Origin of the sequence: Pseudomonas sivasensis, from assembly GCF_013778505.1 — a bacterium.
GTDB classification, from domain to species: domain Bacteria; phylum Pseudomonadota; class Gammaproteobacteria; order Pseudomonadales; family Pseudomonadaceae; genus Aquipseudomonas; species Aquipseudomonas sivasensis.
In genome coordinates this window covers 530,992-547,207 of record NZ_JAAOWU010000003.1, presented here as the reverse complement: position 1 = coordinate 547,207, position 16,216 = coordinate 530,992, and the positions used below count along the sequence as shown (strand labels likewise).

The window sequence follows — 16,216 nt, the reverse complement described above, 5'->3', positions numbered from 1 at the left end:
TGGTGCAGGCTCTTATAGCAGACTCGTGGTTAAGGTTGAATTTCATCGGGCGAGCCGCCCCAAGCGGCTACCCATTCCACTCGCTACTGTCGACAACTAAACATCTCTGCGATGTTTTATGGCTTTCTCTATACGCAAGCGGCCAGCGTGAGCAAGCTTCGTGACACCTGCTTCCTTAGCGACGGCGTAAATCAGCGCTTCAGCCTCATGCCCTTTGCTTTCCATCTCCCCTACAAGCGCAGATAGCTCCTGAAGGCAAATTTCGCTGAGGCTGCGCGTAGAGTCATCATCACCAGGGCGGCGAAATGAAGTTGAGTCTGACTGCAAATGAATCGGCCAAAAGAAGGTACCAAGCTCCTCCTCGTGAGATCTGAAATGCGCGAGAGCAACTTGATCCACGCGATCCCGGATACGTGCTCCAGTGCGTACCCAGCCGTGTGCCCTGGCAATACGCCTCGCCAGAACTGTATTCAAAATTGGGCCTTCTTCGTTCACGACGTGCGCGATCATGCTCTGCAGAAGCGGCGTGTACTCTGTTTCAAAGAAGAGATCTGGGTTCACATTGTCTACAGCCTGGGCAGGATCTGTTTCTCGATAAACTAGATAGCTCACGGGCTCGTAAGCCACGTACTTGTTCGTGCCCTCTATATCAGCCGCTCTCGCGTACTTCAGTTCTGGCATGCCCAGCGCAGGATCATTGGCAACGGGAGTACCCTCCTCGCCTAATACTACTTGGCCGACCTGCTCAGCTATTTCGATCACCTCGGCTACTGCTGCGTCAGCCTTGAGCCGTTCAGCTTCCTCCACCGCATCAATTTCCGCCTGTTTCGCACGCGAAGCCTCCAATAATGCAGTGAGCTTCTGATGAACCTTGTCCGCCGTCCCTAAAGCATCGATCCACCAATCGGTCGACCAAATTCTGACGATTTCCCAGCCCAACCCGCGCAGCACAAATTCACGAAGTTTGTCCCTGTCTCGAGCAGTAGCGCTGCGGTGGTAAGTAGCGCCATCACATTCGACGCCCGCGAGAAATCGACCAGGTGCGTCGGGGTGAACTACGCCCAGGTCAATTCGGAAGGACGATACGCCGATCTGTGTGTGGACTTGCCATCCCTTTTTGGACAGCGCGGCGGCGACTGCTTTCTCGAAGGGGCTATCGAAGCCTCCGACACTTCCAAAATCTGCTTCCACCAGAGCACGAGGGCCACGCTCGGCGAATTCAAGGAAGTGCTTCAGGTCTCGTACGCCCTCATTCTTGGTTCGGGAGAGATCCATATGTTCAGGACGCGTAGTGGAGAACACCACAAGCTCTTGACGCGCTCGAGTTATCGCCACGTTCAAACGACGCTCGCCACCCTGCTCGTTCATCGGGCCAAAGCTCATCGATGTGTGGCCTGCTGCATCCTTACCGAACGTAATGGAGAAATAGATGATGTCTCGTTCATCACCTTGAACGCTCTCCAGGTTTTTGACGAAAACGGGCTCCAGTAGCGACTCCGAGAAATAGCTATCCAACGACGGATCCTTCCTGCACGCCTCATCGAGTAAATCTTCAATCAGCTTTTGTTGTTCGCTGTTGAAGGTAACCACTCCTACGGTATGTCCCGACTGCCTGAACGTCGGCGACCTCAGACGGGCAACGAGATGCGCGACGAGTGCCTGGGCCTCGATGCGATTTGTTCGCGATCCACCCCTGTCATACACACCGGCGACGGGATGAAGCGTGACAGCTTTATCCGCAGTGAATGGCGACGGAAAGGTAACCAGCTCAGACTGGTAATAGCGTTGGTTCGAGAACGCGATGAGACTTTCATGGCGGCTACGATAGTGCCAACTGAGCTTTCGAGTCGGGAGGTTGGCACTGATGCACTCATCCAGAATGCTTTCCAGGTCAGCTTCGGTGTCCTCATCGTCAGATCCAGACTCTGCGCGCCCGAAAAAGGATGTTGGCGGTAGCTGTTTGGGGTCACCAACCATGACAACCTGGCGCCCACGAGCCATCGCGCCAATCGCATCCCAGACAGGAATTTGAGAGGCCTCATCAAAAATCACCAAGTCGAACGGAGTAGTACCTGATGGCAGATACTGAGCAATCGACAGCGGACTCATCAACAAGCAAGGGGTGAGCTTTGTCAGCGCACCCGGTGCCTGACTCATCAGCTCCCTCAACGGCATATGCCTGGTTTTTTTACTCATCTCGTGACGCAGTAAACCCCACTCAGAAGAGCGACTTACGCTTTCCTGGCTAGGAAGCTCTGAACACAGGCGCGCCCGTAACCAGTCACGAGTCAACGAAGTGAATTTATCATCCAGAGCTCGGAAATCACGGATGCGCTGTTCGTGTTCGGCGCTGACGAACGTTCGAATTACAGCTTCGTTATCGACGGTCGCATTCAACCACCACCGTGCGTAGTTCACTTCAAGCACTCGACGCACATTGCCGAGAGCAATTGCTCCTTTCTCCATAGCTTCCACAATCGGAGCCAGGCCAACCGCAAAAGCCTCATCACGGATTTTACGCCAAGCGCACCAAGCTCTCAGACGAGGCTCAGACACGATCATCAACTCACAATTTTGCCTCAATTCATCAAGAGACAGCTCTGAATTTATGGCTACTGCCTGCTCAGTGAACTGACCCACAGCGGTCAAATGTGCTGACCGGACTTCCAACTGTTGAAGTTTTTCACGGAGGGCGATCCCAGACTGGTGGATAGCGCCCTCAGGTTCCAGCAGAGCGTTACCCTCTCCGAGCAGCACACTCAATGGCCCCTTAAACCCTGCGATTTGCTCGGGGTTTTGGGCTAGCTTAGCCAAGGCGACCGCAATTTGACCTTGGAACAGCACTGCCTGACGTGCGTCATCCACCTTTGTCTTCAGGTCACTCCAAAAGGGCACAGTTTCACGAAGATCAGCAAGGTCAGCCAACTGTCGCTCAAGAATGCCGCGCTTCTTGAGTAGGATGTAGTCATCTTTCAGGGTTTGGCCACAACGCCCCTCCTCCACATGAGGATGGTCATCGGTTAGGCGACCACGCACTTCTATTTCTCGCCGCTCAGCCTGAAACTGCAATGCCGCCGTAAGTAATTCGCACTCTGTAGCAAGCCCTCTCCACAGGCCGGAGGTATGACAACCAAGCTCATCGAATTTAGCCAACTCACTGTCGAGACGAACAATAGCGCGCATGCGCGAGAGCTGGGCCTTTAGAGCCTCGCCTAAATGCCCCTGTTCAACGACATCAAATCCTTCGTCGTGCCACTCAGAGTTGTTCATCTGATTCGCCAAGGCGAACTGAAGAGCTAGGGAGCTGGTTAGGTGGCTAGGATTAGATTTAGATCCGTTCCAAACGTCTCCGCACTGGGCTCCAGGCTGGAGTTCGTCAATGAGTTTCCGCTGACCACGAATCTCAATCCAAGTCGAAAGATCCCTTGCAACATCAGCTTCTCCAGCTACTGCCTGAACTGCAGCGAGGGTGGCATTAACACGACGCTTGCCAAGCCAAGATTTAGGCCAAATGGCCTCATCAGCCTTTACCCACTCTTGGTGAAGTTGTTCAACATCGAGCGTTTCGACCGCGTCGGTGTAGGTTACCAAAAGCTGATCTGTCAGCTCCTTGATTTTTGCAAACTTGGCGAGTCCATCTTGGATCGTGTCGATCACGGCAGAAGACCAAGCAGGACTCATGGAATCTAATGTCGTCCTTCGCTGTTGCAAAAGATCCATTGCACTCTTGGCTTCTCCCACAACCCGAGTCGGCCAGATCTGCGACAAACTGCTCGTCAGATCACGGTGCTCCTCAATCCAATTACACCCATCGGTTAGACGCTGCGCGATCGATCGGGCGCTTGGCAGCAAGGCGAAGCGCCAGTCATGGCCGGCAGCAGTCGGAAGCACCAAAGATAGAGCTGACAACCCTTGAAGAGCCGAAGGTGTATGAGGAACTGCTGGCAACCCTGCAAACTCAATAAACCCGTCAGCAGCTTTTTGGGCATCAAGAACCGCAGGCAGAACATCACGAGAAGCCTGCAAAAACTGTTGCGTCCAATGGGGCGACCATTCCGACTGCCCGATTCCGGAAAGTGAATGCTTGCCTAGGTGTTCATACCCCACCTCTTGAGCGTTGACCTCTAGGCGGTCACCAATCTCGCGAATTTCCAGCATTGCCTTCTGGTCATGGATTTCAGGAGATATCCAACTCAATGGAGCTACCGGCTCGTCAGTACCGGAGGTGACCGTACCGATCGCGTCAAACACGGTGTACCCATTGCGATACCGGTTGTGCAATCGCTCAACGTAGATATTCAAACTATCTCTGATAGAAGCGAGCCTCTGCGCCTCAACCTCCCAAGCTTGCGTGTCAATCTCTCCCTTGGCTTCCCAAGCTGATTGCAGTTGGGCTAGTACGTCCGCTTTGCGCGCTTTGCTGGAGTGAATCTCGAGACAGAACTCTCCAAGACCGATCTCACGGAGCCGTCTGTAGACAACGTCCAGGGCAGCGATCTTCTCGGAGACAAACAATACGCGTCGACCCTGAGCAATTGACTGGGCGATCATGTTAGAAATTGTCTGGCTTTTACCGGTACCGGGTGGGCCGATAAGCACAAAATCTTTTCCCTTGGACGCAGCCATCACGGCGGCGAGCTGGGAGGAGTCTGACGGCAACGGGCAGAACACATCTGCTGGGCCGTATTCACGATCAAGGAATCTGGCATCCGGGAAAGGCGTATCAGATGCAAAGGAATCCCTTGGGGTGTCGAGAAGATGCTGGACGACTGGACTCTGCCGCAAGTGGCTAGCGTTTTCTGACAGGTCTTTCCACATTAGATACTTGGCAAACGAGAACATGGCTAGGGTAACTTCTTCAGATAACTCCCATCCTGAAATGTCTTTAATAGCGTGACCTACTCGCCGCCAAATCCCGACAATATCCAACCCCGATTCATCTCGAGGAAGCTCACTTTCCAATGTCCCTAAGCCTAACTGGAAATCCTGCCGAAGCATTTCGATGAGAGTTGGATTGAAGCAAGGCTCCTCATCATGGAGCACAATTGAAAAACCTGAACGTGCACTTTTACGCTCAAGGCTGACAGGGATGAGCAACAGAGGTGCGCTGTATTTCTGTCCCCCTTTGTCTTCGCGCGTCCACCTCAAAAAGCCAACAGCGAGAAACAATATGTTAGCTCCGCCCTCTTGCAAAGCGGTACGAGCGCCGCGATAGAGCTCGGTCAAGCGCGCATCCATCTCGCGAGAGGTTAGAGCGACAAAAACCTCTCGACGCTTCAGGGCATCCTCAGCGTGACGCCGGCGAACATCCTCACGCTCACGCTGCTCGTAAATTTCTTTCTCACGCGGGTCTGCCCCATCCATGAGGTCTGGGCGGGTCAAAAGCTTCAGAGACTGCCCGCTGGCGAGAATATCTTCGAGTGCTCCAGGATCCGGCGCCTCAAGCTTGAGAGCTCTCTTGCCATATTTGAAATTGAGCAGGTTGTTACGTAGCGAGAGATCAAGCAGCTTGCGCTGCCATCGCTCCAACCTATCTTTTGGATTGAGCTTAGCGATGTCTTCGATTTCGATATTCACCATTTCGTCGGGAATATCGTCACCATCATCAATTAGAAGAAAAGGCGCCTCGCTCGACTCGCCTGTTACAACCCGGGCAATCTGAGCCTCGGAGCTGGCCAAGGGCTTGATACGTTGAAGTCGAGCACGTCGAACATCAAGCAGCATCTCGAACTCGGCCTCAGCATCCTCGTCAATCTGCTTGGCTCCACGTTCGACTGCATATCCAAACGACGGGATTGATGGCTGAGTAAGCAACGTAGTTTCAAACAGAGCTAGCTCTTTGAGCTTCACTCTTTTACGCACTGTCGTGACATCGTCGATGAGTGTAGTGGTGAACTCTTCAGGCTTCAGCCAAACCCCTGCATACGCATGGCCTTTAGTAAACACGATGACAGGGTTAAGGCCGATCTGCTCCAGCGCTGCACACAGGAATAGGGTCAAATCCATACAGGTTGCTAGGCCAGAATCGGCAATCTGGCTAGGGCTTCGCACTTTCTGACCGAACTGTTCGAAACTGGCCGGCGGCAATGAGTAGTCAAGTTTCATCCGAGCAACAGCACCCCACGCGGCTGAAGCAAGCTGCCATGCTCGCTTAGGGCCACCGGCATAACCATCCAGTGCAGGAGATTTTTCGCTCAAACGAAGCAACTCGGCAGCCTGCTTGAGAACACGCTCTACCGCTGGATCGTTTGGTTGAACGAACGCAGCCGTCATTTCCGGGATATGACGCAATCCACCCCACTGGTTCCGAGGTAGCAGCTCAACGACTTGCTCCAGTTGCGCAATAACTTTGTGCCCTCCTTCAGCCTCCTTGCAATCGGCTTCAAGGACGAAGAGGAACGTAGACATTTCAGCTTCAGTCAACCTGCTGAGCAAGGGCCCATCCAGCACAAGATCGAGACCAGGAAGGGTTCGAAACGACTCTGTTGCAATCTCCTCAATACGCCAGCTCTTCCGCTTCAACACTTCGGGCGAGGATGTCAGAGTCAACGTAGCATTGAGATAGCACTCGCCAGTTTCATTCGCGAGACGCAGCTCATGGATCACTGGGATTGCGTTCTGGAAGTCTGCCAGGTTGAGCTTTGACACCAGCGTAGCGAGGATCTTGAGCTCTTTCAGCTTCGGTTCTGCTGGTAAGGTGACATGCTGAACGAGTTCGTCCACGCGCAAACATCCTTGTCTCAGTGCCCATGGGGGTGCAGGCGAATGCCAGGTCAAGGGAGCCCCGATTGAGCTAATGGCGCGATGATAGCGCGTCTCGTCAGCCGCGTAATGAGCCTTTGGTCACTCTTGCCTCTTGCACACACCTACTAAATAGGATGTGGCTACCGTGCCTGAATCGTCGTCATTGTCCGCTGGACAAAGAATCTATCGATACTTCAGGTATCGTCGCAGCTAATACCGCTAATTACTTTTGACGTGGAGAGGCATGTCTGACGTTTTTTAGCTTACCCGTGGAGGCAAGCTTGCCCATGAACAGGCCACTCTTCGACTTTGACCTCAAACGCGCATCCCGCGAAAACTACATAACAGGCAAGGCCGCCATCAATTTTCCACATCCTGGAAGCACCACCGGTGGATGGCATTTCCTTTCCTATTTTGATCGAGAATCAGGGGTGGCCAAGGTGTCGTTGGCGGGGATCCATTATCCTGACACTACCGGCTACTTTGGCGACATGGGCATCATCGACATGACCGATGAGCTGGCGGAGCGCGGCTGGTCTGTGGATGGCTATCGTCTGTTCATGGCAGATCACTACAGAGCCGCTGCGGACATGATCGTGAAATGGGCACTGAGCGAGTCTATCCACTGCAGCGTCGAGATTGATGATTGGTTTCCCTCTCGTGCGGAGAGACAGCGACTGCTTGAGATTCTAGATACAGGAAGGTCAAAGCTTTCCGAGGTGGGCCGATGGCAAAAAGTGAAAGCGTGGCTGCGAACGCAAACCTTGAGCTAGGGTAGTCGCTAGTCTGGATCGCAACAGAAAAGGCACCGGAATGGGTTCTGGGCTGGAGTAACCAGCGCACGAGTACCGGGAGCCCACTCGCCTCTTTACCCCGACATTACCCTGGCATTACAGGTCGTTGACAACACTACATATGGTGCATAGGATGCTAAAATAGCACATCATATGGTGCACAAAGCTATGAACCGTGAAAGCATTCAGCAAGCAGCCCATCGTCTTCATAAGGAAATTTGGGACAACCAAGAACGCTTATGGCCAAACCGACACCTGACGCCATTTCAGATGCTGGCACCTGAGGTCGCGGCCCATATTTTAGGACTTGATTACCAGCTCCTTCCTGACCTGGGCTCTCCACTGTTCGGGCGAGAGGGAGAGCGCTTCAAGGCTGCTGGTTTAATGAATCGCTCGATTCGACGCATAGCAGTTTCCACCGAATTCCCACTAAATGTGATCCGGTTCACCGGCGCTCATGAGGTCGGTCACTTTTTGCTTCATGAAGATGAGGTGATGCATCGTGACAAGCCTTTGGACGGATCGGCACGAGGACAACGCCCTCCCAAGGAAAGGGAGGCTGATTACTTTGCGGCGTGTTTTTTGATACCAGCCCGACTTCTACTGGATGCTTTTGCTGCTCAATTTCAAATGAAGGGCCCCTTCCCTTTCACCGATACCACCTGTTACCACCTCAACCCTTCAGATCCATGGTCGCTTCTGAACGCAGAAAGGGATTCGCTTGATCGAGAGATTTCGCTGGCAAGGTGTGCCCGGTTCAATAACCGTAATTTAATTCCACTTTCGGTTCAATTTGGGGTTTCGGATATTGCGATGGCGATTCGAATCAAGGAGCTTCAGCTAGTACGCTGGCCTTAGCATCTATCCCCCTTGATGCTCTAGTGCCGATGTTCAGTGGTGCGTCGGCCAAAACAAGTCCCTGGTTGGTGGGTTTTCAACGAAATCGATGGATGTACTGAGTTCGTCTTGCATGTGCTCGAAGACTTTTTCGAGACGCGGATGAGCTTTCGATTCTCGCAGTGCATTCACTAACTCCAGAAGCTCTCGCCCTTGGGCTAGCGGCATCTGGATATCGCAGTACACCTTGTCATCGTCTTGTCCCATGCCCTCACCCGCTCAGTCTTTTTTAGATTTATTTCTTGCGGCCCGGTGCTGCTCCAGGTGTCGCATCTCTGCTTCCCAACTCGCCAGGAATTTATCCCAGCCTGAGGCGTATGGCCCATCGACCAACCTGGTCGACCCGATGCTTGCCTGATGGAAACGCTCCCTCCAGGGTTGCGGAATGGTATGTTCCAAGATGATGTCGATTCCGGAGTGATGACGCTCCACCGAGACAGAATTACGAACCTCAATGAGTTCGAGAGGCTTCTGAGTAGAGGACGTAGGGTTTAGATCTAGGTCGTCGAGCTCATCAAGGGTGGCAAGGAGCTCGGATGCAGTGGGATCGCCAGGACGGAGGCATGCAAGGGCCCACAGAACCCTTCTCCTGGTTCTTTCACGCTCGCGAAGTAAATCGCAGGTCATTTAAACCTCCTTTTGACAAGGAGCGGTGTTTTGGCGTGCCGCCTTCGGCGGGGGCTGTCGTGAACCGAGCCGTAACAAGCACGTCTCGGCCCTTCGGGCGTCCATCCCACACGCCTGCGCGCTCCGCTTGCCTTCTGAACTGCACGGTAAGAATAGTCCTGCGCAGCAAGACTTGATTCTGACTGCGCTCTCTAGCAAGGGGGCAAGCGTGGCGCATACCCCACCCACTGCAATCCTTTTTACTTATAAAACTTACTGAAGCGGCTCGAAAGAGTTGCTGGCTCAATGGTTTCCCAGCTTTCTGGATCCGCCGTAACGCTGAACATTAGCCAAGCCCGCCACAGAAAAAAAGCAGCGACCATAGTCGCTTCAATTGTCGCAAATACAGTAGTGTTATACATGTAATTCGGATCATCTTTGCCAAAGAGCATCAGCACTGGAAATATCGATGCAAACCAGCCTGCAACGAATGTCAGACAAAAAGCTATAGCAGCCGTAAATGCCATAAAAATAGGAACTTGATATCTATAATGAGTCGCGAACATTTTTTCGCCACTCTCTTTCTGAAGTCCATATATAAAGCCGTCGTTTTCTTCTTTTTTTCTTTTGTTTTTAAAAACGCCGTACAACGTCACATTTTCGCCAGCCTCCAGCTCTTCGTAGAACTTATTCGTCAGCTGTAGTTTTGGTATCACGGCCCCATCAATACTGACATTAGCCTTATAACCTCCACTTATACGATCTGTATGCCGAACGTAATCGACTTTCCCAGAAAACTTCACGCAATCAAATTTCATTACTACCTATCCCTGCCTTCGCTTAAAAAACGCATTCGGTTCATGCCAGGAAGCCTTCAATGATGGTTGCAGGTAGGCACGCGGAGGCCATTCAATGCACGCTCTATGGAGCGGCTCGCGTCAAGGCCACCGAGCCATGTCCCACCAGCCCGCTCTCCTGATCAAACCATCGCTCCTGACGCCGTGACGCCTTGATCACCACTGCCTGACGAGCCTAATGACACGATAATATCACTATGATCTGTTTATCGAAACATGCTCCCCGTGGCTCTATCCTCGCTTTTGGGGATCCGACTCATGAATCTGAAGGAAGCGCTGGCGGGGGCATTACGCGGAGCCCGTGCACACCAAGGGTTGAGTTACGAGGATCTGGCGGGAGCAACGCATAGAACGAATGTAGGGAAGCTTGAACAGGCCAGGACGACGCCGACGCTGGAGAAACTGGACGAGATCGCTGACTACTTAGGCCTCGACCTTTTGACTATGGTCACTCTTGCCATCGCTGCGCAGGGTGAAGAACTTCCATCTGAGGCTTTGCAACGTACTGCGTTGCGAATCAGGGAATTCGAGATGTCCGGAGGGTGGCAGTTAGTAGAGGAGCAATTCAGTGATGGAAAGCTCATCAAGCGTTCCCAGGGAAAGCCAAAGCAGCCGCTTAATGCGGAATACATTCGAGCCTTGAAAGCGCAAGGTTTTGACCGGAAAACAATCGCTGAAAAACTCGGAATCGCACGGACTACCGTTCAGAAATATTGGAATACATAAACCTCGAGGTTATCGCGATCCCTCTTTCTCTACGTGATGTCTTTCGTGCTCATGGCTGCGGTGTATCCTTGGGGAAGGGAGGCACTTGTGGTGTTGCCCATAGCGTAGAGAGCAGGTTCGGATGGCTCTAATAGTGGGGGTATTTGGTCGGTGAAGCACGTCAGACTGATTCGCCACGGGGAAAGCGCCGCGAACGCTGGAGAAGCCAGTTCGGATCATGCGAGCATCCCCCTAACGCCAAAGGGTGTTGAACAAGCGCACTTGGTGGCCGTGGCATTCGCCCAGGCCCCAGATCTGATCGTTGCCTCGCCGTTCTCCCGAGCGCAAGCAACTGCAATGCAGACAGTGGCTGCTTTTCCTTCAGTGCCGTTTGAAATATGGCCCATTCACGAGTTCACCTACCTTGAACCTGCACGGTGTATCAACACCACCGTTGCCCAGAGACGAGCTTGGGTGGAGGAATACTGGGCTAAGTCAGACCCAGCGTTCACGGATGGTGAAGGCGCCGAGTCATTCCTGGACTTTATATCTAGAGCTCAGTCTTTTTTAGATAGAATTGCAGAGCATCCTGCCCAGGAGGTCGCCGTGTTTTCACACGGGCAACTCATCAATGCGGTGGCTTGGCTGATTGAGTGCAGGCCACAGAAGATTGACGGTCAAGCTATGGCCGAATGGCGAGAGTACGAGATCACTAATCACGTGCCTAACTGCTCTGGTTACAACCTTACCAAGCACCCAGACGATGCCGGCTGGAGAGTAAGTCCTGGGGAGTTGCGAATTGGCGTAACTCAACGCGTACCAGGCAGATCCTACCAAGCGGTTCGCGATCCCGAGCGCCTGGTGATTGAGGAGCGGGCCCAGGCCCTATCGGCTGCAGGCTACCCGCTGCCAGACGATGATCCGGCTATGTACGCTGAGCAAAGGCTGAAAGAGGCCAGAGCGGCAGCTCGTTCATCCCAGGTAGGTAGCGTTAGCGAAAACACTGCGGCTGAGCTCTCAGCAAGAGAGGTATCCAACGTACTTAGGGAGGTGATTTTCGGTCGAACCGTCATGAGTAAGGTGGGTCATGAATCGTGGGACGAGATTTATGCCGGCCACTTCCAGATCAATGTAGACGGTTGGGAGATATCGATTTACAACGACTGCGATCAGCTCGACTACTGTGAACAATGCGTCAGTCCAGATGGGCGACACTGGTCGTTTGACTCCGGGGATCGCTTTGGCACTGATCCAGTTGCACTGCTCAGCACATGGGAGCATCAGACACTAGAGCGGATGTTGAAGGAGTTGTGATTAGCGACCGCTTTATGGCCGCTACGGTGCTGATCCTATTGCTCTCCTCTCTACGTGGGGGCATCAGAACCTACATCGAATGTTGTAGGCCTATACCTATAGCCGGACAGGTAGTTCTTGGACGTGCCCCGCTGGGGACGGCTGTCGTGCACCGAGCCACTTCGTGTCTCGGCCCTACCGGGCTTCCATCCATCACGCCTGCGCGCTCCGCTTGCCTCAGCAGCAGATATCTGCACCTCCGCGCTAGCATGAGTGCAGATTTATCCTCTGTAGCTGTAAAACACTTCTTCACGCGCATCTTCAGCTTCTCGTTCAACAGATACAAACTTCCCTGCCTTAAGATGCAGCAACAGTAAATTCACAGGTGGCGTACGCCAGAAGTCGCGGTCGGCACTTAGTTACCAATCGGTATCACACCGGCGTACGGCCAGGTTAGACGTCGCAAAGTCAGGGGCAACGAGCGGGGCACAAGAGGCTTCATGAATTAAGCACCTCAACCATCGCGGCAAGCATCAAGCAAGCGCTCGCCACGAGGGTAAGCCGTAAGCGCATCGGCAGGTACCAGGCGGGCAAGCTCACAACCCGCAACAGTTGCCTATCCTGCCGGAGTTGGGCAACTAAGCCGATGACCAACAGCAAGCAACCCAATGGCATTGGTAGTAATGTGGCAATCCAAGCAATAAGCGCAGGAATGACACTCCAGATAAACCGGTCACGACACTGCTTGGCACTCATGTCTACGGTCATAGCGAAGCCCCAGTGCAAGGCTCCAACGAAGCTCAGGATGACTGCGCCATAGTTGACAAGCGCATTCTCAAACAACGTCCGATAGTCGAGAGAGAACGGGATCAGCAGCGCCAGAAAAATAAACGGCAACAGACCGCCATAACCCAGCAGGCTGACGTGCTTTGGCGGAGAGGTTGAAGGCAACACGTTCATTTGTATTCCTTGCAGTGAGCGAGACTCAAGACTGTAGGCCCAAAAGCCCCGCTTGGGCGAGATATTGATGGCAACGTGGACTAAATGACTGCAGCGCTGACCTGTTGAACGGGACGTTGTAGCGAAGCCTGTGCACCTTCGCTCCATCAATCATCTACTTGGTTCTTGCAGCGCCCCCACCATTTCCATGCGCTCTTATGCGGCAGTGCGTCCGTGGTAGTCATAGAGATATTTTCAAAAGATCTCGAAAACGCTCATAACCCGCAAGTTATCCTAGAATGATGTGAAATTCACCGGGATCTGAAAATGATCGACGCAGAACTGATGAAACTGATGGTTGAAACTTCGAATGATGGCATTGTAATTGCCGAGCAAGAAGGCGATGAGAACATCCTGATCTACGCTAATCCTGCCTTTCAGCGCCTGACGGGATACAGCGTTGACGAAATTCTGTATCAGGACTGCCGCTTCCTGCAGGGTGAAGACCGAGACCAAGCGGGCTTGGCTGTTATCCGAGAGGCGATAAAAATGCATGAGCCCTGCCGGCAAATCATTCGCAACTATCGTAAGGACGGTAGTGCCTTCTGGAATGAGCTGTCGATTACTCCGGCTTTTAACGAGGCGGATCAGCTCACCTATTACATCGGCATCCAGAAGGACGTCAGCGTTGAATTTGAGGCCCGCGAACGAGTGCGTGAACTTGAAGCAGAAGTCGCCAGCTTGAAAGCTCGCCTGGCTCAATAGCCATGTGAATCACGCGAACGCTGATAGCGCCTTAAATGGAGAAAGTCAGTTGGCGTGTCAACGACTCCGCTGAAAGCGAGTGCGAAGAGCTCATTGCAATATCGCTTTCTCCTCCTGCTATTCTGTCGTTTCCCCAACAAGGAGTTGAAAAATGCACGGTGAATACTCTCTCTCAGACATCTTGGAAAGAATGTACGAAAACCAGCTTTCCCTAGAGGCAGCCCTGATGGAGTTGACACTCCACGTCGAAGCTCACGGTCATGCAGATGTTGGGAATAATGTCCGAGGTGCCCTCGAGACAATCGGCGAGAACTCTGGCCACATCAAGCAAGGTCTAGCCCGGCTCAAAAAGCTCCCATGACCCAGCCGCTTTTCGATTTTTATCTCAAACGCGTTTCCCGCACGCACTACATCACTGGCAAGGCTGCGATCAACTTTCCGCACGCTGGAAGCACTACAGGTGGGTGGCATTTCTTGTCGTACTTTGATCGAGAGGCTAGGGTCGTCAAGGTGTCGCTGGCGGGCATCCACTATCCTGACACTACCAGTTTTTCAGCGACGAAGGCATCGTCGACGTCACTGAGCATATTGCGAGGCTTGGCTGGTCTGTAGAAGGTCGGCAGCTTTACATGGCGGATCACTATCGAGCCACCTCCGACATGATCGCGAAGTGGACACTGAGCGAGTCCGAGCACAGCAATGTTGTGATTAATGAGTGGTTCCCATCCCCATCAGAGAAACAACGACTACTCGAGATACTGGAAGCGGCAAAGCCCCAGCTCTTCAAGGTTGGCAGGCTGCACAAATTTAAGGTTTGGCTAAGCTCGCAGTAGCGACACTACCGCACTATGGAAAAAAGCCGCCCTGGGGCGAGCTCAACGAGCGCAATGGATTTGCTTAAAAATCTCAGTCATGGTTTATCCCGCTCCTCATTCTGTTCGCCGCCCTCTGGGTCATAGGGAAAAAAGACACGCTCCAGGCTACAGCACCGCTTAGCCAACAGACCACGCCGAACACGTTAGCTTCTGCTCCATTACCCGTAGCCCCGCCAGCACAAATCCCTCCAGTAGATCGCAAGCGCGGAGAAGCCGAACGTGCGGAGCCAGCCGGGAGGGAAGGTTATCTCGCCCCTGAAGCGCGGCGACAGGGTACAAGTATTCGAAAAGAAAAATGGCTGGGTTCGCATTTGCATGGACGCCCAGCCAGCCAAATGGCTATCGTCCAAAAGCCTTTTTTGGCGGAGCGAGCTGCTACGCAACTTCCAATCCGGAACCAGTCCATTAGCCGAAACCTGCTCTGCTGCCTATCCCACGTCAGCCGCCTTATGGATCCTCCTGCCTTTGTTCGTCCGGCACCGTATGTGTAGGGCCAAGGGACGGTAGATATTGCATTACCTCCGGGGGAAACAAACGCTATGGCGTTAGATGGAATATTTATTACTGCTTGTCGAAGCATCCTTCTGAGTGGCCCAGCAGTCGCGCATAAACCTCAGTGTGGCAGTGGAACGCTGCCCTGAACCCACTAAGCCGCAGAGAAGAACGCCACTTTAGCCGTAAGGCGATCCGCCAGACCTGATAGCTCGATGCTAGCTGCCGCCACTTGGCGCGCGCCGTTGGCAGATTCAACAGTCGAGCTATGAATGCGGTTGATATTTTCAGAGACCTCATCGGTCACGCTACTCTGCTGTACGGACGCGCTCGCGATTTGGGCGTTCATATGACTTATTGCGGCAACCTGCTCGCTGATCCTTGCCAATGCATTCTGCGCACTGCGCGTTTGTGTGACAGTTTGGCTTGCTCGCTCGCAACTGTCGCGCATAGTTTGGGATGCCGTTTCGGTACCCAATTGCAGCGTACTGATCATCTCCCGAATTTCTTCGGTCGACTGGTGTGTACGATTGGCTAAAGATCGTACTTCGTCAGCCACCACCGCAAACCCACGCCCGTGTTCCCCCGCTCTCGCTGCTTCAATGGCAGCGTTCAAGGCAAGCAAATTGGTTTGCGAGGCGATAGCGTTGATCACGTCGATCACTGACGCGATATTTTCACTGTGTTTGGACACCTGGTTCACGGTAGCAGTGGTTTGTTCGAGAGTTAGTGCGAGCTGTTCAATAGCAAGCGTGGTGCTTGCAACCAGTTTATTCCCACCTTCCACTTCAGTATCAGCCAATCGGGAGGCGTCAGCTGCCTGCGCTGCATATCCAGACACTTCATTAACCGTCGCCGCCATTTGCATCATGGCGGCGGCCACCTTCTCGGCTTCGCGGGTTTGTAAGCTGGTCTGCTCATTGTTAGCCGATGATGCGGCAGACAACTGTGTGGACGAGTGATCGACCTCTTGGGCCGCCTTACGTACTTGCTGAATAGTCTCTCCGAGATGGCCTAGCGCGTTTTTCAGGACGCCCATCACACTGCTGGGATAATCTGTGGAAATCTTCTGATTCAGATCACCCGCTGCCAATCGCTCGATGGCTAATGCAACATCAGTGGGCTCCGCACCCAGCGTGGATTTAACGAAACGAATAATTATAGACGTCAACGTTACGCTCAGCAGCAAAGCAATACCTGTCGCGATAAGCATCAGCGTACTGAACTGGCTGGCGGTTGCCTGCACTGC

At 53.1% G+C, this 16,216-nt stretch carries 11 protein-coding genes and 3 pseudogenes; 9 read left to right on the top strand and 5 right to left on the bottom strand.

What is annotated here, in order from left to right:
* Positions 1 to 96: 96 nt before the first annotated feature.
* On the bottom strand, positions 97 to 6,723 hold the full coding sequence (locus G9Q84_RS08880; protein ID WP_181643182.1) for a DUF3320 domain-containing protein: 6,627 nt from the start codon (positions 6,721 to 6,723) through the stop codon (positions 97 to 99).
* Positions 6,724 to 7,031: 308 nt separating this feature from the next.
* Between G9Q84_RS08880 and G9Q84_RS08875 the strand changes: the two genes are divergently transcribed.
* Both G9Q84_RS08875 and G9Q84_RS08870 read left to right on the top strand, forming a co-directional pair.
* Complete coding sequence (locus tag G9Q84_RS08875; protein WP_181643181.1) at positions 7,032 to 7,517, top strand: hypothetical protein; 486 nt, start codon at positions 7,032 to 7,034, stop codon at positions 7,515 to 7,517.
* 189 nt (positions 7,518 to 7,706) lie between these two features.
* Entirely contained in the window at positions 7,707 to 8,396 is a 690-nt protein-coding gene (locus tag G9Q84_RS08870; protein WP_181643180.1) for an ImmA/IrrE family metallo-endopeptidase, read from the top strand.
* Between the two features lie 33 nt (positions 8,397 to 8,429).
* Here G9Q84_RS08870 and G9Q84_RS29255 read toward each other — a convergent pair whose 3' ends face one another.
* Together G9Q84_RS29255 and G9Q84_RS08865 are read right to left on the bottom strand one after the other, a co-directional pair.
* A complete protein-coding gene (locus tag G9Q84_RS29255; protein WP_242461408.1) occupies positions 8,430 to 8,642 on the bottom strand; it encodes a hypothetical protein in 213 nt (70 codons plus the stop codon).
* Positions 8,643 to 9,301: 659 nt separating this feature from the next.
* Entirely contained in the window at positions 9,302 to 9,859 is a 558-nt protein-coding gene (locus G9Q84_RS08865) for a hypothetical protein (protein ID WP_181643179.1), read from the bottom strand.
* 297 nt (positions 9,860 to 10,156) lie between these two features.
* Between G9Q84_RS08865 and G9Q84_RS08860 the strand changes: the two genes are divergently transcribed.
* From G9Q84_RS08860 to G9Q84_RS29795, 3 genes and pseudogenes are all read left to right on the top strand, one after another.
* Positions 10,157 to 10,624 carry a helix-turn-helix domain-containing protein gene (locus G9Q84_RS08860; protein ID WP_181643178.1) on the top strand — a complete coding sequence of 156 codons (468 nt, stop codon included), beginning with the start codon at positions 10,157 to 10,159 and terminating at the stop codon, positions 10,622 to 10,624.
* 150 nt (positions 10,625 to 10,774) lie between these two features.
* Positions 10,775 to 11,383, top strand: a pseudogene (locus G9Q84_RS29245) (histidine phosphatase family protein); the annotation flags it as partial.
* 147 nt (positions 11,384 to 11,530) lie between these two features.
* Positions 11,531 to 11,917, top strand: coding sequence for a DUF7693 family protein (locus G9Q84_RS29795; RefSeq protein ID WP_420875416.1), 387 nt, complete (start codon positions 11,531 to 11,533; stop codon positions 11,915 to 11,917).
* 477 nt (positions 11,918 to 12,394) lie between these two features.
* On the opposite strand, the gene G9Q84_RS08850 is transcribed toward G9Q84_RS29795, so the two are convergent.
* Entirely contained in the window at positions 12,395 to 12,856 is a 462-nt protein-coding gene (locus G9Q84_RS08850; protein WP_181643176.1) for a DUF3429 domain-containing protein, read from the bottom strand.
* A 306-nt stretch (positions 12,857 to 13,162) separates the two neighbouring features.
* On the opposite strand from G9Q84_RS08850, the gene G9Q84_RS08845 reads away from it, so the two are divergent.
* From G9Q84_RS08845 to G9Q84_RS29225, 4 genes and pseudogenes are all read left to right on the top strand, one after another.
* Positions 13,163 to 13,600 carry a PAS domain-containing protein gene (locus G9Q84_RS08845; RefSeq protein WP_181643175.1) on the top strand — a complete coding sequence of 146 codons (438 nt, stop codon included), beginning with the start codon at positions 13,163 to 13,165 and terminating at the stop codon, positions 13,598 to 13,600.
* Positions 13,601 to 13,751: 151 nt separating this feature from the next.
* Positions 13,752 to 13,961, top strand: coding sequence for a hypothetical protein (locus G9Q84_RS29235; RefSeq protein ID WP_242461406.1), 210 nt, complete (start codon positions 13,752 to 13,754; stop codon positions 13,959 to 13,961).
* Positions 13,958 to 14,433, top strand: a pseudogene (locus tag G9Q84_RS29230) (hypothetical protein). Before G9Q84_RS29235 ends, G9Q84_RS29230 begins: the two are co-directional and overlap by 4 nt.
* A gap of 261 nt (positions 14,434 to 14,694) precedes the next feature.
* The gene (locus tag G9Q84_RS29225; RefSeq protein WP_338104086.1) at positions 14,695 to 14,982 is read left to right on the top strand and encodes an SH3 domain-containing protein; all 288 of its coding nucleotides are present in this window, start codon (positions 14,695 to 14,697) and stop codon (positions 14,980 to 14,982) included.
* Positions 14,983 to 15,121: 139 nt separating this feature from the next.
* Here the strand turns inward: G9Q84_RS29225 and G9Q84_RS29790 are convergent.
* Positions 15,122 to 15,643 (bottom strand): annotated as a pseudogene (locus tag G9Q84_RS29790) (methyl-accepting chemotaxis protein); the annotation flags it as partial.
* Between the last annotated feature and the right edge of the window lie 573 nt (positions 15,644 to 16,216).

Coding starts and splice junctions, on each gene's coding strand:
- G9Q84_RS08860 (WP_181643178.1), top strand. CDS start 10,157: ATGAATCTGAAGGAAGCGCTGGCGGGGGCATTACGCGGAGCCCGTGCA.
- G9Q84_RS08875 (WP_181643181.1), top strand. CDS start 7,032: ATGAACAGGCCACTCTTCGACTTTGACCTCAAACGCGCATCCCGCGAA.
- G9Q84_RS08850 (WP_181643176.1), bottom strand. CDS start 12,856: ATGAACGTGTTGCCTTCAACCTCTCCGCCAAAGCACGTCAGCCTGCTG.
- G9Q84_RS29235 (WP_242461406.1), top strand. CDS start 13,752: ATGCACGGTGAATACTCTCTCTCAGACATCTTGGAAAGAATGTACGAA.
- G9Q84_RS08870 (WP_181643180.1), top strand. CDS start 7,707: ATGAACCGTGAAAGCATTCAGCAAGCAGCCCATCGTCTTCATAAGGAA.
- G9Q84_RS29255 (WP_242461408.1), bottom strand. CDS start 8,642: ATGGGACAAGACGATGACAAGGTGTACTGCGATATCCAGATGCCGCTA.
- G9Q84_RS29795 (WP_420875416.1), top strand. CDS start 11,531: ATGTACGCTGAGCAAAGGCTGAAAGAGGCCAGAGCGGCAGCTCGTTCA.
- G9Q84_RS08865 (WP_181643179.1), bottom strand. CDS start 9,859: ATGAAATTTGATTGCGTGAAGTTTTCTGGGAAAGTCGATTACGTTCGG.
- G9Q84_RS08845 (WP_181643175.1), top strand. CDS start 13,163: ATGATCGACGCAGAACTGATGAAACTGATGGTTGAAACTTCGAATGAT.